Annotated in this window: 16 protein-coding genes and 1 pseudogene; 10 read left to right on the plus strand and 7 right to left on the minus strand. The window is 62.2% G+C overall.

What is annotated here, in order from left to right; genetic code table 11:
• Positions 1-77: 77 nt before the first annotated feature.
• The 3 genes from infB (at position 78) to truB (ending at position 4648) form a co-directional block, all read left to right on the plus strand.
• Positions 78-3041: a translation initiation factor IF-2 gene (gene infB, locus BLS41_RS07620; RefSeq protein WP_074763747.1), complete on the plus strand. Its 2964-nt coding sequence runs from the start codon at positions 78-80 to the stop codon at positions 3039-3041.
• Between the two features lie 188 nt (positions 3042-3229).
• Positions 3230-3595, plus strand: a complete 366-nt coding sequence (gene rbfA / locus BLS41_RS07625; RefSeq protein ID WP_074763748.1) for a 30S ribosome-binding factor RbfA — start codon at positions 3230-3232, stop codon at positions 3593-3595.
• 117 nt (positions 3596-3712) lie between these two features.
• Positions 3713-4648 (plus strand): tRNA pseudouridine(55) synthase TruB, encoded by a 936-nt coding sequence (gene truB, locus BLS41_RS07630; protein WP_074763749.1) that lies wholly within the window; start codon positions 3713-3715, stop codon positions 4646-4648.
• Between the two features lie 120 nt (positions 4649-4768).
• Here the strand turns inward: truB and BLS41_RS07635 are convergent.
• The 4 genes and pseudogenes from BLS41_RS07635 to BLS41_RS07650 form a co-directional block, all read right to left on the minus strand.
• A pseudogene (locus BLS41_RS07635) lies at positions 4769-6367 on the minus strand (DHA2 family efflux MFS transporter permease subunit); the annotation flags it as partial.
• A complete protein-coding gene (locus BLS41_RS07640) occupies positions 6368-7606 on the minus strand; it encodes an HlyD/EmrA/EmrK family protein (RefSeq protein WP_074763751.1) in 1239 nt (412 codons plus the stop codon).
• A gap of 73 nt (positions 7607-7679) precedes the next feature.
• Positions 7680-9188 (minus strand): efflux transporter outer membrane subunit, encoded by a 1509-nt coding sequence (locus tag BLS41_RS07645; protein ID WP_074763752.1) that lies wholly within the window; start codon positions 9186-9188, stop codon positions 7680-7682.
• A gap of 49 nt (positions 9189-9237) precedes the next feature.
• Positions 9238-9753 carry a MarR family winged helix-turn-helix transcriptional regulator gene (locus BLS41_RS07650; RefSeq protein WP_074763753.1) on the minus strand — a complete coding sequence of 172 codons (516 nt, stop codon included), beginning with the start codon at positions 9751-9753 and terminating at the stop codon, positions 9238-9240.
• A gap of 367 nt (positions 9754-10120) precedes the next feature.
• On the opposite strand from BLS41_RS07650, the gene typA reads away from it, so the two are divergent.
• From typA to BLS41_RS07680, 6 genes are all read left to right on the plus strand, one after another.
• On the plus strand, positions 10121-11947 hold the full coding sequence (gene typA / locus BLS41_RS07655; protein WP_074763754.1) for a translational GTPase TypA: 1827 nt from the start codon (positions 10121-10123) through the stop codon (positions 11945-11947).
• 409 nt (positions 11948-12356) lie between these two features.
• Positions 12357-15218: a 2-oxoglutarate dehydrogenase E1 component gene (locus tag BLS41_RS07660; RefSeq protein WP_074763755.1), complete on the plus strand. Its 2862-nt coding sequence runs from the start codon at positions 12357-12359 to the stop codon at positions 15216-15218.
• A gap of 151 nt (positions 15219-15369) precedes the next feature.
• Positions 15370-16647: a 2-oxoglutarate dehydrogenase complex dihydrolipoyllysine-residue succinyltransferase gene (gene odhB / locus BLS41_RS07665; protein ID WP_074763756.1), complete on the plus strand. Its 1278-nt coding sequence runs from the start codon at positions 15370-15372 to the stop codon at positions 16645-16647.
• Between the two features lie 138 nt (positions 16648-16785).
• The gene (gene lpdA, locus BLS41_RS07670; RefSeq protein ID WP_074766357.1) at positions 16786-18216 is read left to right on the plus strand and encodes a dihydrolipoyl dehydrogenase; all 1431 of its coding nucleotides are present in this window, start codon (positions 16786-16788) and stop codon (positions 18214-18216) included.
• An 89-nt stretch (positions 18217-18305) separates the two neighbouring features.
• Positions 18306-19403 (plus strand): cell division protein ZapE, encoded by a 1098-nt coding sequence (gene zapE / locus BLS41_RS07675; RefSeq protein WP_074763757.1) that lies wholly within the window; start codon positions 18306-18308, stop codon positions 19401-19403.
• Positions 19404-19597: 194 nt separating this feature from the next.
• Entirely contained in the window at positions 19598-20047 is a 450-nt protein-coding gene (locus BLS41_RS07680; protein ID WP_074763758.1) for a transposase, read from the plus strand.
• A gap of 195 nt (positions 20048-20242) precedes the next feature.
• On the opposite strand, the gene BLS41_RS07685 is transcribed toward BLS41_RS07680, so the two are convergent.
• Positions 20243-20725 carry a DUF2147 domain-containing protein gene (locus BLS41_RS07685; protein ID WP_074763759.1) on the minus strand — a complete coding sequence of 161 codons (483 nt, stop codon included), beginning with the start codon at positions 20723-20725 and terminating at the stop codon, positions 20243-20245.
• On the opposite strand from BLS41_RS07685, the gene BLS41_RS38950 reads away from it, so the two are divergent.
• On the plus strand, positions 20724-20861 hold the full coding sequence (locus tag BLS41_RS38950; RefSeq protein WP_171910207.1) for a hypothetical protein: 138 nt from the start codon (positions 20724-20726) through the stop codon (positions 20859-20861). The genes BLS41_RS07685 and BLS41_RS38950 overlap by 2 nt on opposite strands.
• A 135-nt stretch (positions 20862-20996) precedes the next feature.
• Here the strand turns inward: BLS41_RS38950 and BLS41_RS07690 are convergent, their stop codons facing one another.
• Positions 20997-22706, minus strand: coding sequence for a ShlB/FhaC/HecB family hemolysin secretion/activation protein (locus BLS41_RS07690; protein WP_074763760.1), 1710 nt, complete (start codon positions 22704-22706; stop codon positions 20997-20999).
• Between the two features lie 302 nt (positions 22707-23008).
• On the minus strand, positions 23009-24436 hold the full coding sequence (locus BLS41_RS07695; protein ID WP_074763761.1) for a collagen-like triple helix repeat-containing protein: 1428 nt from the start codon (positions 24434-24436) through the stop codon (positions 23009-23011).
• Between the last annotated feature and the right edge of the window lie 142 nt (positions 24437-24578).

Raw genomic sequence — 24578 nt, forward strand, 5'->3', positions numbered from 1 at the left:
CTAAATTGAACGCGGCCGTCAGGCCGCATGACCCGATGCTAACCGCAAGGAATCGGTCCTTGCATTAAGAGGAATGAATGGCGAGTAACAACGTAGCCCAATTTGCCGCGGAACTGAAAATGCCTGCAGGCGTGCTGCTCGAGCAGCTGCAGGCGGCGGGCGTCACAAAAGCGAGCGAAGACGACAGCTTGTCCGAAACGGACAAGGCGCGTCTGCTCGACCACTTGCGCAAGTCTCACGGCTCGACTGATGCGGACAAGCGCAAGATCACGCTGACGAAACGGCATACGTCGGAGATCAAACAATCCGACGCGACGGGCAAAGCTCGCACCATTCAGGTCGAGGTGCGTAAGAAGCGTACTTTCGTCCGCCGCGACGAAGCCTCGGCCGAAGGCGGGGATGCATCGAATCATGTGGCCGAAGCCGAGGTCGACGACCTCGAACTTCAACGTCGTGAAGAGGAAGCTCGTCACGAAGCTGAACTGCTCGAAAAGCAGGCTCAGGAGTTGAAGGCGCGTCAGGAACAACTCGAGCGCGAAGAAGCGGAGCGTCAGGCACGCGAGCTGGCTGCTGAAGCCGAGCGCAAGCGTGCGGAAGAAGACGCGGCGAAGAAGCGCGCGGCGGCTGCGGCCGAGGCGGCAGCTCGCGAGAAGGCGCAGCAGACTGCGCAAGCTGCGCAACCTGTTGCTGCAAAGGTCGAACCGGCAGTGGCAGCCAAGGCTGCGGAGCCGGCAGTCGCGAAAGAAAGCGAGCAGGACGACGAACGGGCAGCGGCCGAACGCGCTGCTCAACGCGAAGCCGCGAAGAAGGCTGAAGACGCTGCGCGTCAGGCAGCCGACAAAGCGCGTGCCGAGCAGGAACAGATCGCCAAGCGCCGTGCAGCGGCTGAAGCCGAAGCACGCGCTATCCGCGAAATGATGAATACGCCGCGCAAGGCACAGGTCAAGGCGCCGGAACCGGCACCGAAGCCCGCCGAGCCGGCCAAGGCCGCGGAAGCCAAGGGTACGCTGCACAAGCCGGCACGTCCGGCGGGTGAAGCAGCGGCGCGTCCGGCTGCGAAGAAGCCGGCTGCTGCGGCTCCGGCAGCCACCACCGCACCGTCCGCTGGCGACAAGAAGAAGCCTGGCGGCGGCAAGGGCGGCTGGCAGGACGACGCAGCGAAGCGTCGCGGCATCAAGACGCGTGGCGACACGAGCGGCGGTGTGGATCGCGGCTGGCGCGGTGGCCCGAAGGGTCGCGGCAAGCATCAGGATCAGAACACCACGTTCCAGGCGCCGACCGAACCGATCGTGCGTGAAGTGCATGTGCCGGAAACCATTACGGTTGCCGACCTGGCGCACAAGATGTCGGTGAAGGCATCGGAAGTCATCAAGTCGATGATGAAGCTCGGCCAGATGGTCACGATCAACCAGATGCTGGACCAGGAAACGGCGATGATCATCGTCGAAGAACTGGGCCACCACGCGGTTGCGGCCAAGCTGGACGATCCGGAAGCGATGCTGGTCGAAGGCGAAGTGTCGGATGCGGAAGCTCTGCCGCGTCCGCCGGTCGTCACGGTCATGGGTCACGTCGACCACGGCAAGACCTCGCTGCTCGACTACATCCGCCGTGCGAAGGTTGCAGCGGGTGAAGCAGGCGGCATTACGCAGCACATTGGCGCTTACCACGTCGAAACGCCGCGTGGCGTGATTACGTTCCTCGACACGCCGGGTCACGAAGCCTTTACGGCAATGCGTGCTCGCGGTGCGAAGGCAACCGACATCGTGATTCTGGTGGTCGCAGCCGACGACGGCGTGATGCCGCAGACGAAGGAAGCGATTGCCCACGCGAAGGCTGGCGGCGTGCCGCTCGTCGTTGCGATCAACAAGATCGACAAGCCGGATGCGAATCTGGAGCGCGTGAAGCAGGAACTCGTCGCGGAAGGCGTCGTGCCGGAAGAATACGGTGGCGAATCGCCGTTCGTTCCGGTGTCGGCAAAAACCGGCGCGGGCATCGACGATCTGCTCGAAAACGTGTTGCTGCAAGCCGAAGTGCTGGAACTGAAGGCACCGGTCGAAGCGCCGGCCAAGGGTCTGGTTATCGAAGCGAAGCTCGACAAGGGTAAGGGTCCGGTTGCAACGATCCTGGTCCAGTCGGGTACGTTGAACCGCGGCGACGTGGTGCTGGCAGGTAGCGCTTACGGTCGTGTGCGAGCCATGCTCGACGAAACCGGCAAGCCGACCAAGTCGGCAGGTCCGTCGATCCCGGTCGAAATTCAGGGTTTGTCGGAAGTCCCGCAGGCTGGCGAAGAAGTCATCGTCATGCCGGACGACCGCAAGGCGCGTGAAGTGGCGCTGTTCCGTCAAGGCAAGTTCCGCGACGTCAAGCTGGCCAAGCAACAGGCCGCGAAGCTCGAGAACATGCTGGAACAGATGGGCGAAGGCGAAGTGGCGTATATGCCGCTCATCGTGAAGGCCGACGTGCAGGGTTCGCAGGAAGCGTTGGTGCAGTCGCTGCTCAAGCTTTCGACCGACGAAGTGCGCGTGCAGATCGTGCACGGCGCGGTGGGCGGTATCAGCGAGTCGGACGTCAACCTGGCAACGGCATCGAAGGCGGTCATCATCGGCTTCAACACCCGTGCGGATGCGCAAGCTCGCAAGCTGGCGGAGTCGAACGGCGTCGATATTCGTTACTACAACATCATCTATGACGCAGTGGATGACGTGAAGGCAGCGATGTCGGGCATGCTGGCACCGGAGAAGCGCGAAATCGTGACGGGTACGGTCGAAGTGCGTCAGGTCTTCAAGGTACCGAAGATTGGTGCAGTGGCCGGTTGTATGGTCACGGACGGTTTCGTCAAGCGCTCGTCGTCGGTGCGCGTGTTGCGCAACAACGTCGTTATCTTCACGGGCGAGCTCGATTCGCTCAAGCGCTTCAAGGACGACGTCAAGGAAGTCCGCCAGGGCTTCGAGTGCGGTATGTCGATCAAGAACTTCAACGATATCGTCGAAGGCGATCAGTTCGAAGTCTTCGAGATCACCGAAGTCGCGCGTACGCTGTAATTCACGCGGCACGGCTCAACGGGCGGAGCGGGCTTTAACGCCCGCTCCGCCCGTTGTTTTTGGGGCCGCCGTTTCGCGCAGGCCGGTTTTGTCCACCGGGCCATTTGTCTATTGGCCGCCCGGTTAGTCGAAAACCATGGTCGCGCGAACAACTTTTTTGCATCCGTCAGATCGGATCACATAACACCATGCCTAAGAAACGTACTTCCCCTAATCGCAATGTGCAGATTGCCGATCAGATCCAGCGCGATCTGTCCGAGCTGCTGCGCGAGGTCAAGGACCCGCGCATCGGCATTGTCACGATTCAGAGCGTCGAACTGACGCCGGACTACGCGCACGCGAAAGTCTTCTTCACGACGTTGACGGGCGACCCGCAACAGACTCTCGAAGCGTTGGTCCACGCGGCCGGTCATCTGCACAATCAGCTGTTCAAACGCCTGCACATCCATACCGTGCCGACGCTGCATTTCCACTACGACAAGACGATCGAGCGTGCCGTCGAAATGTCGCGTCTGATCGACGAAGCCAACGCCTCGCGCGCCAAGGAAGACTGAGCGCGGCGTTAGCCGCAATCGCGGACGTGGCAGTGGTATTGGTTTCTACGCGCAACACGCAATGCGCCACTGTTTAGTGCTGTTTTCCGTATCCATCGAAGTCTCTGCTTTTTTGACATGACCGCACCTCAACGCCCCCGCGTGCCGCGTCGCGCGCTCGACGGCGTGCTGCTGCTCGACAAGCCGCTCGGCCTGTCGAGCAACGACGCGCTGATCCGCGCCAAGCGTCTCTATCTGGCGAAAAAAGCGGGCCACACCGGCACGCTCGATCCTCTCGCGACCGGTTTGCTGCCGCTGTGTTTCGGCGAAGCCACCAAGTTTTCGCAAGACCTGCTCGAAGCCGACAAGACCTACGAGGCCACCATGCGCCTCGGCATTCGTACGACCACCGGCGACGCCGAAGGCGAAGCGATCGATACGCGCGAAGTCACGTGCGACGAGGCGGCGGTGCAGGCGGTGCTTCCGCAATTCCTCGGCGAAATCACCCAGGTTCCGCCGATGTACTCCGCGCTCAAGCGAGACGGCAAGCCGTTGTACGAGTACGCGCGTGCCGGTCAGACTGTGGAGCGCGAAGGGCGTCAGGTCACGATCCTCAAGCTCGAATTGATCGCGTGTGCGTTGCCGGACGTGTCATTTCGCGTGACGTGCAGTAAGGGCACCTACGTGCGCACGCTGGCCGAAGACATTGGCGAAGCGCTGGGGTGCGGCGCGCATCTGGTTGCGCTGCGGCGTACCGGAGTCGGAGCGCTGACGCTCGAGAATTCGGTGACGCTCGATGCGTTGTCGGACGCGACGGAAGCCGAGCGCGACACGTGGCTGCAACCGGTGGACGCGTTGCTGTCGACCTTCCCGCGTATCGAGTTGAACGAGGATGAAACGCGGCGGTTTCTGCACGGCCAGCGTCTGAAACTGTCGGAGTTGACGATTTCCTCCGACGCCGTGAACGCACCGCGCGTGAGGGTGTATGCCGCGCAGGGCCGCTTGTTGGGGGTTGCGAAGCAAGGCGAGGGCGTGCTTGCGCCGGAGCGGCTGGTGGTGACGGCGGCTAGCTAGCGTTATCGCAAGCGATTACTCAGGCGACCTACGCCAGTACGAAAAAAGGCGGGACTGCTCGAAAGCAGTCCCGCCTTTTTCATACCGCCGTCAGATCAGGAAGACGGCGGCCTTTGAATCTCAATGCGCCGCTGCAGCCGCCGCACCCGCATCACCGCCGGCGCGTTCCGGTTTGGTAATCCAGATCAGCGCAATCAGCGCCACAAAAATACCGGCTGACATGAAGAACAGATCGTTCACGCCCAACTGTGCGGCTTGCTGCGTGGCCATCGTGTTGAACAGCCCGTACGCCTGCGACTGACTAAAACCCGCCGCACCCATTTGCCGGATCGACTGATCGAACACCGGGTTGTACACGTTAGCCTGCGCGGCCAGTTGCGCGTGATGCATGATCGTACGGTGATCCCACGCGGTCTGGAAAATCGACGTGCCGATACCGCCGCACATGATCCGCACGAAATTCGACAGACCCGACGCTGCGGGAATCCGGTTGCCCGGCAGACCCGACAGCGTGATCGACACCAGCGGGATAAAGAACCCCGCCATGCCGATGCCCTGAATCAACGTGGGGATCAACAGCGAGTTGGTGTCCACGCCGGTCGTATAACGCGAGCGCATCCAGAAACACAGCGCGAACACCAGAAACGACAGCGTCGCGATATAGCGCGGATCGGTGCGCGGCAAAATCTTGCCCGTAATCGGCGACAGCAGCACCGCGAACAGACCGACCGGCGCCATCACCAGCCCGGCTTCGGTCGCGGTGTAGCCGATGTCGGTTTGCAGCCACAGCGGCAGCAACACGAGATTGCCGAAGTAGAGCCCGTAGCCGATGGATAGCGCGATGGTCCCGCCGGTGAAGTTGCGCCGCGCGAACAGCGACAGGTCGACCACCGGATGCTTCGCCGTCAGTTCCCACACGATAAAGAACGCGAGCGCAATGACCGCGACCAGCGCCAGCACGACGACCGTCGTCGACGAAAACCAGTCGAGGTCCTTGCCCTTGTCGAGCATCACCTGAAGCGAGCCGACCCAGACGATCAGCAGACCGAGACCGACGCCGTCGATCGGCGCTTTGCGTATCACCGAATCGCGGTTGCGGAAGATCATCCACGTCGCGAGAGCCGCAATGATCCCGACCGGAATGTTGACGTAGAAAATCCACGGCCACGAGATGTTGTCGGAAATCCAGCCGCCGAGAATCGGGCCGGCCACCGGCGCGATTAGCGTGGTCATGGCCCACATCGATAACGCCATGGGCGCTTTTGCGCGTGGGTAGCTGGCGAGCAGCAGCGTTTGCGACAGCGGAATCATCGGTCCGGCGACCGCGCCCTGCAGCACGCGCGACGCCAGCAAAAACGGCAGGGTGGGCGCGAGGCCGCACATCCACGACGAGATCACGAACAGGATGATCGACGCCATGAACAGACGCACCTGACCAATACGGTCGGTGAGCCAGCCGGTTAGCGGCACCGAGATTGCGTTGGCGACCGCGAACGACGTAATGACCCACGTGCCCTGGTCGGACGAGACGCCGAGATCGCCCGAAATGGACGGGATCGACACGTTGGCAATCGACGTGTCGAGCACGTTCATAAAAACGGCAAGCGACACCGCGATGGTGCCGATTACCAGTTGCGCTCCCTCGAGCGGCGGGTGAGGGAGCTGCGCCTGAGCCTGAGCCATTAAAGAAGCCTTGTTTGAATCGTCACGCGGCTGGGATCAGCTCTTGGCCGGCTTGGCGGCCGGGACAGCAGCGTCGGCGCCGGTTTGCGCCGACTTCTTCGCGCCGCCATTCGGACCGGCGTTTTCCGCGATGATGCGGGCAACTTCGGCATCGGCTTCGTCGCCGAACTTCGCGAACACGTCGGTCTGGTAGACCGTGTTCGGCGCGTCGCCGAGGTGGCCGCCGTTGTCGTCCTTGATGCTCACGTCGACCTGCATCGACAGGCCGATGCGCAGCGGGTGCTTCTCGAGATCGGCCGGATCGAGCGAGATACGCACCGGCAGACGCTGCACCACCTTGATCCAGTTGCCGGTCGCGTTTTGCGCGGGCAGCAGCGAGAACGCCGAACCCGTGCCGGCCGAGAAGCCGATCACCTTGCCGTGATACACCACCGACGAACCGTACACGTCAGCCGTCATTTCAACCGGCTGGCCGATCCGCATATGACGCAGTTGCACTTCCTTGAAGTTTGCGTCGATCCACAAGCTGTTCAGCGGCACGATCGCCATCAGTGGGGTGCCCGGCGACACGCGCTGGCCGACCTGCACCGAGCGTTTCGCGACATAGCCGGTGACCGGTGCCGGCAGGTTGTTACGCGCGTTGTTCAGGTACGCGTCGCGGACCTTCGCGGCGGCGGCCTGGACGTTCGGATGGCTCGCGATCGTGGTGTTCGCGGTCAATGCGCGGTTCGACGCCAGTTGTTGCTGGGCGGCGTCGACAGAGGCTTGCGCGCTCTTCACGGCGTCGCGGGCGTGCGAGATTTCTTCCTGTGACACCGCGCCGGTTTGCGCGACCGTCAGACGGCGCTTCAGGTCGTCCTGAGCGCGCGACAGATCGGCCTGACGCTGCGCGACTTGCGCGGCGTACTGGTTGTCGTCGACGAAAATGCCGCGCACCTGACGCACGGTCTGCGCCAGTTGCGCTTCGGTCTGCTCGAGCGTGACGCGTGCGTCAGCCGGATCGAGCACGACGACCGGGTCGCCGGCCTTCACGGTTTGCGTGTCGTCTGCATTCACGCTGACCACGGTGCCGGTCACTTGCGGCGTGATCTGAACGACGTTGCCGTTCACGTACGCGTCGTCGGTGCTTTCGGTGAAGCGTGCGACGAGGAAGTAGTAAAGGCCGTACGCGATCGCGGCAATCAGGATCACGATGACGAGCAGCGTCATCATGCGCTTGCGTTTGCCGTTGTTCGCCGGCTGTTGCGGGGCGGCGGGCTGCTGGGGGGTGCTCATTGATGTGCTCCGGGTTCTCTCAAGCGTCGTCGTTTATTCGGATGTTCGTGCGTGTGTTCGGTGCGTTGCGCGCTCAGTTCGCTGCGGCGGTCGCGGCGGTGGCCGATGCCGGGGCATCGGTCGGCACCACGAGGCCGGTCTGCGTCGCGTCGAAACCGCCGCCGAGCGCCTTGATGAGGCCGATCTGCATATCGCGGCGCTTCATCTTCAGGCTCGTCACCGTCTGTTCGGCGGAGAGGCGGTTCTGGTCGGCGGTCAGCACCTGCAACTGCGGCGACAAACCGGCCTTGTAGCGGATCACGGCCAGCTGGTAGGCCTTCGTCGATGCGTCGAGCGCGCGTTGTGCGTCGCCCGATTGCTGGTCGATCGAACGGATCGACGAGACTTGCGTCGCGACGTCCTGCAATGCGCCGATGAGCGTCTGGTTGTAGTTCGCCACGTCGAGGTCGAAGTCGGCAAAGCGGCCCTTCAACTGCGAGCGCAAGGCGCCGGCGTCGAAAATCGGCAGATGGATCGCCGGGCCGAACTGGATCTGACGGCTCGATGCGGTCAGGAAACGGCCCCAGCCGAATGCATCGAAACCGAAACCGGCGGCGAGGTTCACGTCCGGGAAGAACTCGGCTTTCGCTTCCTTCACGTCGTGCATCGCCGCTTCGACCTGCCAGCGTGCGGCCACGATGTCCGCGCGACGGGCGACGAGATCGGCCGGAATGTTGTCGGGCAGCGCCACGACAGCGCCGTTGCCAAGCGTCGGCTTGGCGATTTGCAGGCCACGGTCGGGACCCTTGCCGAGCAGCGCGCCCAGTTGATAGCGCACGGTGGTGATCTGGCCGTCCAGTTCGGTCAAATTCGACTGGCTGGTCGCGATATTGCCGCTCGCCGTCTGCCTCTCGACGTTGGTGTCGAGGCCGGCGGCCACGCGGCCGTTGGTGATGCGGCCAATATCCTGACGATTGGCGATTTCGCGTGCGGCGATATCGCGGAACGCGTAAAGCTGCGCCAACTGGTTATAGGCGCTCGCCACCGATGCCGCGAGCGTCACGCGCGCCTGCTGCATGTCCGCTTCAGCCGCCTTTTCCTGCGACACGGCCTGGCCCAGACGCTGACGGTTCTTGCCCCACAGGTCCAGATCCCACGACGCGCTGGCCAGCACGTTGTTCTCGCTGTACCAGGTGCCGCCGTACGGGGGCGGGTAGAGCGAATTGGCTGAATAGAGTTCGCGGGTCCATGAATAGCTGCCGTTGACCTTCGGGAACAGCGCCGAGCGCGACGTCTCGATATACGAGGAGGCTTTGGCCAGACGGGCCTGCGCTTGCGCGATCGACGGGCTGCCGTCGAGCGCTTCCGAAATCAGCTGGGGCAGTTGCGGATCGCCGAACTGGTTGGCCCAGTCGAGCGACGGCCACTGGCCGCCCTGGCCGGGCAGGCTTTGGGTGGACTCATACTGAGCCGGCGACGACATCTGCTTGTCGCTTTTCATACCGAAGTAGTTCGCGCACCCCGTGAGGGCGAGCGCCGTCACCGCGGCGGCGACAGCGGCCCGGCTCGAAAGCGCGGGCGCGGACAGGGAAAGGGATTTCATCGCTCGACTCTTTGAGTGGAATGTAATGATGGACGCTGCAAGCAATTTCTTACGACTTGCTGTCAAAATTGCTTGCTGCATCACGGGTTAGTCCCGTTTGTTCGCCGGAATTGACGAGCACGCGACGTAGCATGCTCTTCAGAAAACCCACTTCTTCGGGGGTGAAGCCGCCCAGCAGATCGTCCAGCACGCCGTTGAAGATGCCCGGCATTCTGGCTGCGATAGCGTGACCTTCCGGTGTCAGCGCGAGGCGGACGACCCGCCGGTCTTCATTGCTGCGCACCCGGGTCAGCAGGCCGCGTTTCTCCAACCGGTCGACCAGCCGGGTGACGGCGCTGGCGTCGATGCCGTATTCACGGGCCAGTTCGGCGGCCAGCAGGCACTTGCCGCTCGCTACCATAAACAGGATGCTGCCTTGCTGGCTGGTGATGCCCAACTCGGCCATGCTGCGCTGCGTGACCAGGTTCGACATGGTCGACTTCACTCGCGACAGCAGATAGCCGACGCTTTCACCTAGCTGATACTCGCTGAGGTCCGGCGTGGGGGTGGGGGACGGCTCCGTCATGATTCTCGTGCGAATGCAATGGTTGACTAGGCAGGATTATAGTCAGCGGTTGATTGACGCGGCAAGCGTTATTACAGCTTAGGCAAGGATCTTTTTCTTCCAATCGCTTTAATTGGGGGCCAGGAGCGGGAAGCCTGCTGTAGGGCGCAGCCGATACCCTTGTAATCGTTGTTCCTACGCATCGCGACGTCGAAGTTGTCCGGGCTATCAGGGAATACCAGAAAGCTTCATTCTCCCGTGCTACAATATTGGGTTCCCAAAAGTGCGCTTTGGGCTTGTCGTCGTTTCGTGGTTGTTTAGAAGCAAGCAAGTAACCGTAAGCAACCGGCATAAGCAAGCGGCGCACTCAACTGTCTCCAGGTTTCCTATGACCCGCGCCCTACGCAACATCGCCATCATTGCCCACGTCGACCACGGCAAGACCACGCTCGTCGACCAGCTCCTCCGCCAGACCTCCACGTTCCGTGAAAACCAGCAGGTCACGGAACGCGTGATGGACTCGAACGACATCGAAAAAGAACGTGGCATCACGATTCTTTCGAAGAACTGCGCGGTCGAGTACGAAGGCACGCACATCAACATCGTCGACACCCCCGGTCACGCCGACTTCGGCGGTGAAGTGGAGCGTGTGCTGTCGATGGTCGACTCGGTGCTGCTGCTGGTCGACGCAGTCGAAGGTCCGATGCCGCAAACGCGCTTCGTGACCAAGAAGGCGTTGGCGCTCGGTCTGAAGCCGATCGTCGTGATCAATAAGGTGGACCGCCCGGGTGCGCGTATCGACTGGGTGATCAACCAGACGTTCGACCTGTTCGACAAGCTCGGCGCAACCGACGAGCAACTCGACTTCCCGATCGTTTATGCATCGGGTCTGAACGGCTACGCCGGCCTGACCCCTGACGTGCGCGAAGGCGACATGCGCCCGCTGTTCGAAGCCGTGCTGCAACACGTTCCGGTTCGCCCGGCCGATCCGAGCGCGCCGCTGCAACTGCAAATCACGTCGCTGGATTACTCGTCGTACGTCGGTCGTATCGGCGTGGGCCGCATCACGCGCGGCACGATCAAGCCGGGCATGGCGGTTGCCGTGCGTTCCGGTCCCGATGGCGCGATCCTGAACCGCAAGATCAACCAGGTGCTGTCGTTCAAGGGCCTCGAGCGCGTGCAGGTCGACTCCGCTGAAGCGGGCGACATCGTGCTGATCAACGGTATCGAAGAAATCGGCATTGGCGTGACCATCTGCGCACAGGAACAGCCGGAAGCGCTGCCGATGATCACCGTCGACGAGCCGACGCTGACCATGAACTTCCTGGTCAACTCGTCGCCGCTGGCTGGCCGCGAAGGCAAGTTCGTCACGAGCCGTCAGATCCGCGACCGCCTGATGAAAGAGCTGAACCACAACGTTGCGTTGCGCGTGAAGGAAACCGGCGACGAAACCACGTTTGAAGTGGCGGGCCGCGGTGAACTGCACCTGACCATTCTCGTGGAAAACATGCGTCGTGAAGGCTACGAGCTGGCCGTGTCGCGTCCGCGCGTGGTGATGCAGGAAATCGACGGCGTGAAGCACGAGCCGTACGAAAACCTGACCGTCGACATGGAAGACGGCCACCAGGGTGGCGTGATGGAAGAACTGGGTCGCCGTAAGGGCGAAATGCTCGACATGGCGTCGGACGGCCGTGGCCGTACGCGTCTCGAGTATCGTATTTCGGCACGTGGCCTGATCGGCTTCCAGTCGGAATTCCTGACGCTCACGCGCGGCACGGGCTTGATGAGCCACACGTTCGACTCGTATCAGCCGGTCAAGGAAGGCGCGGTGGGCGAGCGTCGTAACGGCGTGCTGATTTCACAGGACGACGGCGCAGCAGTCGCGTACGCACTGTGGAAGCTGCAGGATCGCGGCCGTATGTTCGTGTCGCCGGGCGAGCCGCTGTACGAGGGCATGATCATCGGTATTCACAGCCGTGATAACGACCTGGTCGTGAACCCGATCAAGGGCAAGCAGCTGACCAACGTGCGTTCGTCGGGTACCGACGAAGCAGTTCGCCTCGTGCCGCCGATCCAGATGTCGCTGGAATACGCAGTCGAATTCATCGACGACGACGAACTCGTTGAAGTCACGCCGCAATCGATCCGTCTGCGCAAGCGTTATCTGAAGGAACACGAGCGCCGCAGCGCAAGCCGTAAGGGCGCGGTGGACTAAGTAGTCCTCGTGTTGCCTGACGAGTTTTGCGATGCTTCGTAGCGAGCGCCGCTTAACGGATAAAAGCCACCTTCGGGTGGCTTTTATCGTTTTTGGAGGATGGAAAATGCGCGGGAGCAATTGTGGCTTCCCTGCAACGGTGTACGCGCATTCTTCCGTTTGTCCCCATTTCCCGCAGAAGACTATTGCGAACGGCGCAATCAGCCCGGAAATCCCGCTGCGACAGGCCTCAGCGGCAATCCGCCAGCTATCTGCGGTATTCGTTCTGTGCTATGCTCCCCGGGTGCAAAGTTTTAGGTCCTTCCAAGCAAGACTTGATTCGCGCAATCCGCTAAACGGTCAGGCCGTGTCGCGGAAGGTTCTGTAACCCGCTATTTCTCGAGAAACTCGAAGAAAGGTGAGCGTAAAAATGATGAAGCAATTCCAGTCGAACTCTTATCTGTTCGGCGGCAATGCTCCGTACGTCGAAGAAATGTACGAAGCGTATCTCGATAATCCGGCGTCAGTGCCCGAGAACTGGCGCAGCTATTTCGACGCGTTGCAGAACGTTCCGGCAACGGACGGTACCAATGCCAACGACGTGGCCCACGGCCCGATCGTCGAATCGTTTGCTCAACGGGCCAAGGCCAATGCCTTCATCCCGCGCACGGCAGCTGGTGGCGAAGATCTCGCTACGGCTCGCAAGCAGGTCTATGTGCAATCCCTCATCGGCGCATATCGCTTCCTCGGCTCGCAATGGGCCAATCTCGATCCTCTGAAGCGCCGCGAACGTCCCGCTATTCCCGAACTCGAACCCGCGTTCTACGACTTCACCGAAGCCGATATGGACCAGGAGTTCAGCGCAACGAATCTGTATTTCGGATTCGAAAAAGCGTCGCTGCGCGAGATCGTCAAGGCATTGCGTGACACGTACTGCGGCCAGATCGGCGCCGAGTACATGTATATCAGCGATCCGGAACAGAAGCGCTGGTGGAAGGAACGCCTGGAGTCGATCCGCTCCACGCCGAACTTCAGCAACGACAAGAAGAAGCACATCCTGAATCGCCTGACGGCTGCCGAAGGCCTCGAGCGCTTCCTGCACACCAAGTACGTCGGTCAGAAGCGCTTCTCGCTGGAAGGCGGCGAAAGCTTCATCGCGTCGATGGACGAAGTCGTTCGTCACGGCGGTGCGAAGGGCGTCCAGGAAATCGTTATCGCGATGGCTCACCGTGGCCGTCTGAACGTGCTGGTCAATACGCTCGGCAAGATGCCGGCTGACCTGTTCGCCGAATTCGAAGGCAAGCACGTCGACGATCTGCCGGCTGGCGACGTGAAGTACCACAAGGGCTTCTCGTCCGACGTCGCAACCGACGGCGGCCCGGTCCACCTGTCGCTCGCGTTCAACCCGTCGCACCTCGAAATCGTCAACCCGGTGGTCGAAGGTTCGGCGAAGGCCCGTATGGACCGTCGCGGCGACGACAGCGGCCTGCAAGTGCTGCCGGTGCAGATCCACGGCGACGCGGCTTTCGCAGGCCAGGGCGTCGTGATGGAAACGCTGAACCTCGCGCAAACGCGCGGTTACGGCACGCACGGCACGCTGCACATCGTCATCAACAACCAGATCGGCTTCACGACGTCGGACCCGCGCGACTCGCGCTCCACGTTGTACTGCTCGGACGTCGTCAAGATGATCGAAGCGCCGGTTCTGCACGTGAATGGTGACGATCCTGAAGCAGTCGTTCTGGCTACGCAAATGGCCATCGACTTCCGGATGCAGTTCCACAAGGACGTCGTCGTCGACATCGTCTGCTTCCGCAAGCTGGGTCACAACGAGCAGGACACGCCGGCTGTCACGCAGCCGCTGATGTACAAGACCATCGCGAAGCACCCGGGCACGCGCGCGCTGTACGCTGAAAAGCTGGTGCAGCAAGGCGTCATCACCGCCGAAGAAGGCGACGATTTCGTCAAGGCCTACCGCAAGGCGATGGACGAAGGTCATCACACGGTCGATCCGGTGCTCTCGAACTACAAGAGCAAGTACGCGGTGGACTGGGTTCCGTTCCTGAATCGCAAGTGGACCGACGCAGCCGATACGGCCGTGCCGCTCGCCGAACTGAAGCGCCTCGCTGAGCGCATCACCACGGTGCCGGAAAACTTCAAGGTTCACCCGCTGGTCGAGCGCGTGCTGAACGACCGTCGCGCGATGGGCCGTGGCGAAGCCAAGCTCGATTGGGGCATGGGCGAACACCTGGCATTCGCGTCGCTGGTCGCGTCGGGCTACGCAGTGCGCCTGACCGGTCAGGACTCGGGCCGTGGCACGTTCACGCACCGTCACGCTGTGCTGCACGATCAGAACCGCGAACGCTGGAACGACGGCACGTACGTGCCGCTGCAGAACGTCTCCGAAGGCCAGGCCAAGTTCAACGTGATCGACTCGGTGCTGTCGGAAGAGGCAGTGCTGGGCTTCGAATACGGTTACTCGACCGCTGAACCGAACACGTTCGTCGCGTGGGAAGCGCAGTTCGGCGACTTCGTGAACGGCGCGCAAGTCGTGATCGACCAGTTCATCTCGTCGGGCGAAGTGAAGTGGGGCCGCGTGTCGGGTCTCACGATGCTGCTGCCGCACGGTTACGAAGGTCAGGGTCCGGAGCACTCGTCGGCACGTATCGAACGTTTCCTGCAACTGTGCGCAGACCACAACATGCAGGTCGTTCAGCCGACCACGCCAGCGCAGATTTTCCACCTGTTGCGCCGTCAGATGATCCGCCTGTTCCGCAAGCCGCTGATCGTCGCTACGCCGAAGTCGCTGCTGCGCCACAAGGAAGCTGTGTCGGATCTGTCGGAACTCGCGAAGGGCGCGTTCCAGCCGATCCTCGGCGAAGTGGACGAAGCGATCGACGCGAAGAAGGTCAAGCGTCTCGTGGTCTGCTCGGGTCGCGTGTACTACGACCTGGTGGCGCATCGCCGCGAAACCAAGGCGAACGACGTCGCGATCATCCGTATCGAACAGCTCTATCCGTTCGCGCACAAGCAGTTCGAAGCGGAAATCAAGAAGTACGACAACGCGACGGAAGTGGTCTGGGTGCAGGACGAGCCGCAGAATCAGGGCCCGTGGTTCTACATCGAGCACCACCTGAAGGACGGCATGAAGGAAGGACAGAAGCTGGCATACAGCGGCCGTCCGGCTTCGGCCTCGCCGGCAGTCGGCTACTACGCGAAGCACTACGAGCAGCAGAAGGCGCTGATCGAAGGCGCTTTCGGCCGCCTCAAGAGCGCGTCGATCGCTAAATAAAAGAATCGCGAACCGGGAAGGCGCGTAGCGCTTTCCCGTGCCGCAACGGTGATCCACGAAGGCTCACACGCGGTATACACGGTTTGCAGACGGTTCGCAGGCGGTCGTCGTTCACCGCGCCGTCACCCGATACGTATTCAGGATATTCATAATGGCTATTGTTGAAGTCAAGGTTCCCCAGCTGTCCGAGTCGGTCTCGGAAGCCACGATGCTGCAGTGGAAGAAGAAGCCCGGCGACGCTATCTCTGTCGACGAAATTCTCATCGAAGTCGAGACCGACAAGGTCGTTCTCGAAGTGCCGGCACCCTCCGCCGGCGTGCTCGTGCAAGTGATCGCGAACGACGGCGACATCGTCGTGGCCGATCAGGTCATCGCGAAGATCGACACGGAAGGCACCGCTAGCGCCGCTGCTGTCGAAGCTGAAGTGAAGCCGGCTCCGGTTGCGACGCCCGCACCGGCAGCAGCTCCCGCTCAGGCTGCATCCGCAACGGGTGCGAACACCGCGGCTTCGCCGGCTGCCGGCAAGCTGATGGCTGAAGCGGGCCTGTCGTCCGCCGACGTCGCAGGCACGGGCCGCGACGGCCGCATCACCAAGGGTGACGTGCTGAACGCAGGCCAGGCCGCTCCGGCTGCGAAGGCTGCACCGGCACCGGCTGCCGCACCGAAGGCTGCGAAGCCGTCGCTGCCGGAAGTCAAGGGCCCGGCATCGGCCGACCAGTGGCTGAAGGACCGCCCGGAACAACGCGTGCCGATGTCGCGTCTGCGTGCGCGTATCGCCGAGCGTCTGCTCGAGTCGCAGCAAACCAACGCCATCCTGACCACGTTCAACGAAGTGAACATGGCTCCGGTAATGGACCTGCGCAACAAGTACAAGGACAAGTTCGAGAAGGAACATGGCGTGAAGCTCGGCTTCATGTCGTTCTTCGTGAAGGCGGCTGTTCACGCGCTGAAGAAGTTCCCGCTGGTGAACGCGTCGATCGACGGTAACGACATCGTTTATCACGGCTACTTCGACATCGGTATCGCTGTCGGTTCGCCGCGTGGTCTGGTGGTGCCGATCCTGCGTAACGCCGATCAGCTGAGCCTTGCTGAAATCGAGAAGAAGATTGCCGAGTTCGGCCAGAAGGCCAAGGACGGCAAGCTGTCGATCGAAGATATGACCGGCGGTACGTTCTCGATCTCGAACGGTGGTGTGTTCGGTTCGATGCTGTCGACCCCGATCATCAACCCGCCGCAATCCGCGATTCTCGGCGTGCACGCCACGAAGGAACGCGCTGTGGTCGAAAACGGCCAGATCGTGATCCGCCCGATGAACTATCTGGCGCTGTCGTACGACCACCGCATCATCGACGGCCGCGAAGCGGTTCTGTCGCTGGTCGCGATGAAGGACGCGCTGGAAGATCCGGCTCGTCTGCTGCTCGATCTGTAATTGCCATCAGCCAGGTGCCGGCTTGTCGTTGCACAAACCGGCACCATCTGAGCAGTACGTCTTTCGCATTCCGCAGTACAGGAACGGTGCGCGCCACTAACTGTGGCCGCGCGCCGTTCCGTCATCAAAAGGATTGTCATGTCCAAAGAATTTGACGTCGTCGTGATCGGCGCAGGCCCTGGCGGTTACATCGCCGCCATCCGTGCAGCGCAGCTCGGCAAGACCGTCGCATGTATCGAAAAGTGGAAGAACCCGGCCGGCGCGTTGAAGCTCGGCGGCACGTGTCTGAACGTGGGTTGCATTCCGTCGAAGGCGCTGCTCGCGTCGTCGGAAGAGTTTGAAAACGCATCGCATCACCTCGCCGACCACGGCATCTCCGTGGAAAACGTCAAGGTCGATATCGCGAAGATGCTGGCCCGCAAGGAAAGCATCGTCGAGAAGATGACGAAGGGCATCGAATTCCTGTTCCGCAAGAACAAGATCACGTGGCTCAAGGGCCACGGCAAGTTAACCGGCAAGACGGACGCCGGCGTGCAGATCGAAGTCAGCGGCGAAGGCGAAGCCGAAGTCGTGACGGCGAAGAACGTGATCATCGCCACGGGTTCGAAGGCACGTCATCTGCCGAACATTCCGGTCGACAACAAGATCGTCGCCGACAACGAAGGCGCACTGACGTTCGACTCCGTGCCGAAGAAGCTGGCCGTGATCGGCGCTGGCGTGATCGGTCTGGAACTCGGCTCGGTGTGGCGTCGTCTGGGCGCGGACGTGACCGTGCTCGAAGCGCTGCCGGAATTCCTCGGCGCGGCTGACCAGTCGCTGTCGAAAGAAGCGGCCAAGCAGTTCAAGAAGCAGGGTCTGGACATTCACGTCGGCGTGAAGGTCGGCGAAATCAAGACGACCGACAGCAGCGTGTCGATCGCCTACACGGACAAGGACGGCAACGCGCAGACGCTCGACGCGGACCGCCTGATCGTGTCGATCGGCCGCGTGCCGAACACCGACAACCTCGGCCTCGGAGCGATCGGCCTGAAGGCGAACGAACGCGGCTTCATCGACGTTGACGACCACTGCGCGACGGCTGTGCCGAACGTGTACGCAATCGGCGACGTGGTGCGCGGCCCGATGCTCGCGCACAAGGCGGAAGACGAAGGCGTGCTGGTCGCGGAAGTGATCGACGGCCAGAAGCCGCATATCGACTACAACTGCATTCCGTGGGTGATCTACACCGAACCGGAAATCGCGTGGGTCGGCAAGACGGAGCAGCAACTGAAGGCGGAAGGCCGCGAGATCAAGACGGGTCAGTTCCCGTTCATGGCAAACGGCCGCGCGCTGGGCATCAACAAGGCGGATGGTTTCGTCAAGATGATCGCCGACGCGAAGACCGACGAACTGCTCGGCGTGCACATCATCTCGGCCAACGCATCGGACCTGATCGCGGAAGCCGTGGTGGCGATGGAATTCAAGGCGGCGTCGGAAGACCTCGGCCGCATTTGCCATCCGCACCCGTCGCTGTCGGAAGTCATGCGCGAAGCCGCGCTGGCCGTCGACAAGCGCGCGCTGAACATGTAATCACGCGCACGCCTGACTGAAAGCACTCTGGCATCACCACAAAGGCGGGCGGGTTCACTCCCTCCCGCCTTTCTTTTTGCAGCAACACCATGAACGTCACCGAATACTACGAAAAAGAACTGCAGACTCGCGGCTATCAGTCGGACCCGGCGCAGCGCGCGGCGGTCGACCGTCTGCAGCGGTGCTACGAAGAGTGGACCGAGTACAAGTCGCGTCGTTCGAACGCGTTCAAGAAGTTGCTCATTCACCCGGACCTGCCGCGTGGCGTGTACATGTGGGGCGGCGTAGGGCGCGGCAAGAGCTTCCTGATGGACAGCTTCTACATGCTTGCACCGCTGAATCGCAAGACGCGTCTGCATTTTCACGAGTTCATGCGCGAAGTGCATCGCGAACTGGAAGACCTGAAAGGCCAGGCCGATCCGCTCGACGAACTCGCGCGTCGCATTGCGAAGCGATATCGCCTGATCTGTTTCGACGAATTCCACGTGTCGGATATTGCCGACGCGATGATTCTGTACCGTCTGCTCGACAAGCTGTTCGAGAACGGCGTGCAGTTCGTGATGACGTCCAATTACGATCCGGACACGCTGTACCCGGATGGCCTGCATCGCGACCGTATGTTGCCGGCCATCGAGCTGATCAAGTCGAAGCTCGACGTGCTCAACGTCGACGCGGGGATCGACTACAGGCAGCGTACGCTGGCGCAAGTCGAGGTGTACCACTCACCCCTCAACGCGGCCGCCGACAAGGCGCTGCGCGACGCTTTCGGGCGTCTTGCCGCGGTTCCCGACGAGAGTCCGATCCTGCATATCGAGAAACGTGAACTGAAGGCGCTGCGCAAGGCTGATGGCGTCGTGTGGTTCGATTTCGCCACGTTGTGCGGCGGCCCGCGTTCGCAGAACGACTATCTGGAACTGGCGAGCCGCTTTCACGCGGTGGTCCTCTCCAGCGTGCCGCAGATGTCTGCGCGCATGGCCTCGGAAGCGCGCCGTTTCACGTGGCTGATCGACGTGTTTTACGACCACAAGGTCAAGCTGCTGATGTCCGCCGCCGTGCCGCCCGAGCAACTCTATGTTGACGGCCCGATGGCTAACGAATTCACGCGGACGGTATCGCGCATCGTCGAGATGCAATCGAAGGAATATCTCGACACGCCGCGCCGGATCGTCGACACCTCGTTGACCTGATACGGGATGACGTAACCCGCACACGCGGGTTGCGTGACATTGCCGGGGGTGCTTTTTCCATGCGCCTGGTGTCGTCCAGGCGCTGAACCGGCCACGCCAAACACCTTAATTTCAAGATTCAGATTGGTCTTATTCTCCGTGCGCGGAGGACTGGCTATCTTTTGTCCTTCCTGTTTCTGACAAAGGAGTCAATCATGAATCTGCATCGCGATATCAACGACGAGGAATGGCAACGGGTCGTACCGCTGCTCCCTGAGTTGCGTCCGCGTTCCGAATTGCGTGGACGCCCACTTGCCAATACCCGTTCGGTACTTAACGGCGTGCTGTGGGTCATGTACAGCGGCGCGACCTGGTCGGCCATGCCGCGCAAGTACCCGTCGTATCAAACGTGTCATCGCCGCTTCAAGGCCTGGTATGAATCCGGCGTGCTCAAACGTGTCACCGAGCAACTGGCTGGTTCCGCAAGTGAAGAACTGTGCAATCTGATGGAAGCGCGCATGCGCACGCACGCGGGCACTGAGCAGAAGGGTATTTCGACAGCGAAGACCGCGAGCGTGGCGCCGTCGTTGTACACGCCGGCCAAAGCCAGGCCGCTGCCGCCGTCGCCGTTCACTTACGTGTCGCCGTTCAAGCACGCTGCATGACACGCACAATCCGGACACATCAAATAAAAAACGGCCGGACGATGATGATCGTCGGCCATTTTTTGTGAATCCTGACCGTGTCTACGGTCAGGCGTTAGCTCTGCCAGCATCCCCCGCATCGGGCTGTGAACCACAGTCCACTTTGGCCGGTACTTCGATGGGTAATTCCGGCAGCGGCTTCAGATCATCCGCGCATTACTGCTGACGCACCCAAGTCTGCGAACGGCCCAGCAGCGACACGCCGATATACCCGCGCACCACCAGCTTGTTTCCACCGTCTTCAAGATGCATCTTGCACTTGTAGATCTTGCCGTTTTCCGGGTCGAGAATCTGCCCGTGATCCCAGCCGTCGCCATCCTTTTTCATGTCGTTGATGATGGTCATGCCAAGAATCGGCTGATCCTTGCGTGCGTCGGTACATGCGGTGCAGCGGCGATCAGGTTGATCGTTGGCGCCGAGTCCCTTGATAACCTTGCCGTTGAGCGAACCACTGCCGTCCTGCGTGATCTGCACGAGCGCTTTCGGCTGCCCCGTGCTGTCGTCGATGGTTTGCCACGTGCCCGCGGGCGTATCGGTTTGCGCCATCGCGGTGACGGCGCTGGCGAGCAATACGCCAGCAAGTGCAGCGTGTCGGGCGGTACGAACGGCGAGGGTGCGAGCGCGTTGAGTGAATTGCATGTTGTCTTCCTCCTTGATGAAGAACTGCGCGATCGTGGTCGCGCAGCGTTATCGGCATCTCGGGCGGCTTCAGTTTCAGGTCACCGTGATGCCTGGTACTGCCTCTCAGGTCTGCTTCAGCTACAACGGTTGGTGATGTGCAAGCCGTGACGCGGGCCGGAACCCGCTGACCTTCGTGGTCGCTCGAGCGTAGTCTGCGCAGAATACGGGAAAGTGCGCGCGACGTTTGATAGTGGACCCTCTAATCAGGTCGCGGCACGTTTGCCAGTCGTCAATTCAGTTGGTACGAGAACGTTGCATTGATACGCGGGCTGCGCGACGGGCTTTCGACCGGCGCATCGCCGAGCGCCTTTGCAACCGACAGATCCAGCGTGTAGTACTTCGCGTCCGAAATCCGGAAACCGAACGCGATCGACGAGAGCCGCGACGGCGACGGCGTACCCGCATGCAGGTAAACGCGAGCCATGTCGAACGAGACGTAGGGTACTAGCGTGCGCAGATACGTGAACCCCGGCGTGAACGGACGATTGACTTCGAAAATCGCGCCCCAGCCCGAATCGCCCGATGCCTCGCCCGGTTGATAGCCCTGCGCGAACCGTTGCGCGCCGAACGAGATCTGCTCGGAAGTCGGCAGGGATACCGCGCTGTACTGCCCGGTCAGTGAAACGGAGGTGCCGATCTTCATCGGCCATTCGTTGGTTTGCGAGAAACTGGCGGCGCTCTTCACGAACGTGATCGACGCGGGATTGACCACAGGCGAGCCGGGCACGTTCGAGTCGCCGGATTTCGACGCGCCGAGAATGTCGAATGCCTTCGATACGGCGATGCTCGCGCGCCTCACCTGGCCGGTATCGACGGCGGTGTAGTCGGCTTGCAACTGCATCACGCGCACTTGCGAGCGAAAGCCGAGTTGCGCGCCGGTGACCTGGTTGTTGTAGCGATCTTCGTCGTGCGACGCATAAACCGAGGCCGTGCCGATCACGCTCCGTGAGTTGCTCAACAGCAGCGGATACGCAAGCGAGCCGCCTATCCTGTCGTTGATCACCGTGCGCTGAACGTAGCCGGGCAGGCCGGGATTGTCGACCGGATTGCCGCGATAGTGCGTGGCGTCGATCTTGCCGATCAGCCCGTTGCTGCCGATCGGCACGGCCGCGTGCGCGGCGAGATAGGTGACGTTGTCGCGTCCCTTCGGCAGCAGCGCCGACACGCTCAACTGTTCGCCGAGCGCGGTCAGCCCGTTCTCGGTGGCGGTCAGCAGACCCTGCACGCCCGGCTGGTTGAAGTTGACGCCGGCGCTGAAGTCGAACGGTTTGCGATCCACTTTCAGTTCGAGCGTGGTCGCGCCGTCGGTGTTCTGCGGCGGGGCCACGTTGGCGGCGACCTTGATCCCCGGCAACAGGCCGAGCACGTTGATGTAGCGCTCGAAGGTCGCGCGCCGCAACGGCCGGTCGGCGACGATGTGGTCGGCGATCGCACGAATCTTGTCTTCGACCGCGCCCGGTCTGCCGGTCACCTTGACGGCCGACACGTAGCCTTCGACCACCGTCACGCGTACGACGCCGTCCGCGAACGATTGCGCCGGAACGAACGCGAACGAGAGCGCATAGCCGCGCTCCTGGTACAGCTTGGTGACGCCGTTGGCGACTTCGATCAGCTCGCCGATCGTGATGTCCTTGCCGACGAGCGGGGTGAAGCGTTGCGCGACTTCATCGAACGGAATGGACTTGACGCCCTCGACCTGCACGCGCGTGGGCGTCAGATGGCGGGCGAGCAGTTCCTGAAGTTGTGGAGCTTGTTGCTCGACCTGCACGGTCACGCTTGGACCGCGATCGGGAGCCTTGACTTGCGGCAGCGAATCGAGCGGATTACCGCCGACTGCCGTACCGCCGGGACGGGACTGCGCATGTGCTTCCATTTGCAACGTACTCGCCGCGAGCGCCGCGAGCAAAAGGGTCCATTTGCTGCCGTACCCGAGTTTCATCGGATTTTCCTCGTATGCCGTTCTTGTGTCGCGGGCGCGCCGCCTGGCCGGGCTGGTCGCGATCGCTTATGTGAGGCTCGATGCTTACTGCCATGCTTGCCTGTATTACGTCACGCGCTCCGCGCAGCTTGAGCGTGTGAGGAAAAAAGCGGAATACGTGTTGAATCGAATCGTAAATGCGTGATGCATGTGCGCTGTTTGTGCACTGTCCGGCGAGATTCACTACGGTACATCTCGCCGGACAGTACGGGCATGCGCATCGCATCGTTACGATCGATGCTCAGGCTAACTACTTAGGCAAACTACTTATGACTCAACGGAACCAGGCTGCCGAGGAGGGTCGTCAAACCGTTCGTCGCGCTGCCGGAACCGCTCGCGCTACCTGTTGAACCTGCCGCCGAACTGAGCGTGCCGGTCAACGTGGCGACCAGCGATGTCACCGGTGACAACAGTTGTCCAGCGCCGCTGCCCGAGGCGCTACCCGATGCGCTGCCCGTCAGACCGGTGAGGGTGCTGGTGAGCGTCGTCAGCGGATTGGATGTACCGGTGGCGCCGGTCGTGACGCTCAGCACCGACGTCAGCGAGCTCAGCGGCGTGCCGTTCAGTGCAGACGTCAGCGAACTCAACGGCGTGCCGCTCAGCGCCGAACTCAGGCTGGACAGCGGCGATCCGCCAAGCAGCGACGACAGCGAGCCAAGCGGATTGTTGCCGAGTCCGAGGCTCGCGAGCGAGCTTTGCAGCGGGCTCAGCGGATTGACGCTGGTGGCCGTCCCGGGCGCAACGACCGCGGTCGTGCCGCCGACCAGGCTCACGATCAGACCCGGAATCGGATTCGCGCCGTTCGGCCCGTTCGGATTGACCAGGCCGCCTGCGTTCGTCACCGTGTTGCCGAGCGAGCTGACCAGCGTGCCGACATCGGTGCCGAGCGGGTTGCCGGTCGTCGAGCCGACCTTCGATCCCGCCGAACTCAACGCGCCGCCAACCTGCGCGAGCACGCCGCCGAGCGGAGCGCCGAGGCCGGTCTGCGTGCCGACGGTCTGCGTGACGAGGCCGGCGGTTTGCACGATCGGCGTGATCGCGGTGCTGATCGGCTGCGTGACCTGCTGCACCGGCGCGGACGCCAGCACGTTGCCGAGCGTTGCGCCACCTGCGTTCAGTGCGCCGGCGGTGGTCGACAGTACGCCGGCCAGCGGCGTGGTGACCGGCGACAGCGGCGCGAGATTGCCGGCGCCGAGCCCGCCGACGGCGGTGCTCAATCCCTGCACGACGCCGCTCGTCGAGCTGACCACCGAGCCGAGTCCGGCGACGGTCGTGCCGACCGGGTTCGCGGTGGTGCCGGTCTGGCCGACGCCGTTGCTGACCGCATCGGCGAGGGACGTCAGCGTGCCGCTCGTGCTCGACACCGCATTGCCCAGCCCTTGCGTGACCTGCGGGCTGAGGCCCGGAATGGTCTGCGAGGCGATGGTGCTGCCGAGATCGCTGGTGGTTTGCGCGGCGGCGGTGGCGAGACCGGTGGTGCCCTTGGTCGTGGTGGTGGTCGTGCCGGTGCTGGTCGAACCGCTGCCACTGCCGCTACCGGTGCCTGACGTGGTCGGCGGCGCGCTGACGGTGCTGCCGCCACACGCCGCGAGCAGGGCGGCGACCGCCACGGACACGGCGACCAGCGGTGCGCGCAACGACGACACGGTCGCGCATGCCGCAGGGAGAGTAAAAAAACGTTGAGTGGACATGTGTGCTCCTCTGTGTCTATCAGTTGTTGTGTGCGGGTGTTTTCAGTGCGCCGTTGCCACAGATGTCTGAGCGGCGCGGCCCAGGTCAGGCAGGAGCCCCGGCGGATCCGGGCGCGGCTGGCGGGCCGCGTACCGGAGCCGG

It is taken from the genome of Paraburkholderia fungorum (assembly GCF_900099835.1).
GTDB lineage: Bacteria > Pseudomonadota > Gammaproteobacteria > Burkholderiales > Burkholderiaceae > Paraburkholderia > Paraburkholderia fungorum_A.

Excerpts from the sequence above, each read along its gene's own strand:
- typA (WP_074763754.1), top strand. The coding sequence starts at position 10,121 with ATGACCCGCGCCCTACGCAACATCGCCATCATTGCCCACGTCGACCAC.
- odhB (WP_074763756.1), top strand. The coding sequence starts at position 15,370 with ATGGCTATTGTTGAAGTCAAGGTTCCCCAGCTGTCCGAGTCGGTCTCG.
- lpdA (WP_074766357.1), top strand. The coding sequence starts at position 16,786 with ATGTCCAAAGAATTTGACGTCGTCGTGATCGGCGCAGGCCCTGGCGGT.
- BLS41_RS38950 (WP_171910207.1), top strand. The coding sequence starts at position 20,724 with ATGTTGTCTTCCTCCTTGATGAAGAACTGCGCGATCGTGGTCGCGCAG.
- BLS41_RS07650 (WP_074763753.1), bottom strand. The coding sequence starts at position 9,753 with ATGACGGAGCCGTCCCCCACCCCCACGCCGGACCTCAGCGAGTATCAG.
- rbfA (WP_074763748.1), top strand. The coding sequence starts at position 3,230 with ATGCCTAAGAAACGTACTTCCCCTAATCGCAATGTGCAGATTGCCGAT.
- infB (WP_074763747.1), top strand. The coding sequence starts at position 78 with ATGGCGAGTAACAACGTAGCCCAATTTGCCGCGGAACTGAAAATGCCT.
- BLS41_RS07695 (WP_074763761.1), bottom strand. The coding sequence starts at position 24,436 with ATGTCCACTCAACGTTTTTTTACTCTCCCTGCGGCATGCGCGACCGTG.
- BLS41_RS07660 (WP_074763755.1), top strand. The coding sequence starts at position 12,357 with ATGATGAAGCAATTCCAGTCGAACTCTTATCTGTTCGGCGGCAATGCT.
- truB (WP_074763749.1), top strand. The coding sequence starts at position 3,713 with ATGACCGCACCTCAACGCCCCCGCGTGCCGCGTCGCGCGCTCGACGGC.
- BLS41_RS07690 (WP_074763760.1), bottom strand. The coding sequence starts at position 22,706 with ATGAAACTCGGGTACGGCAGCAAATGGACCCTTTTGCTCGCGGCGCTC.
- zapE (WP_074763757.1), top strand. The coding sequence starts at position 18,306 with ATGAACGTCACCGAATACTACGAAAAAGAACTGCAGACTCGCGGCTAT.
- BLS41_RS07680 (WP_074763758.1), top strand. The coding sequence starts at position 19,598 with ATGAATCTGCATCGCGATATCAACGACGAGGAATGGCAACGGGTCGTA.
- BLS41_RS07640 (WP_074763751.1), bottom strand. The coding sequence starts at position 7,606 with ATGAGCACCCCCCAGCAGCCCGCCGCCCCGCAACAGCCGGCGAACAAC.
- BLS41_RS07645 (WP_074763752.1), bottom strand. The coding sequence starts at position 9,188 with ATGAAATCCCTTTCCCTGTCCGCGCCCGCGCTTTCGAGCCGGGCCGCT.
- BLS41_RS07685 (WP_074763759.1), bottom strand. The coding sequence starts at position 20,725 with ATGCAATTCACTCAACGCGCTCGCACCCTCGCCGTTCGTACCGCCCGA.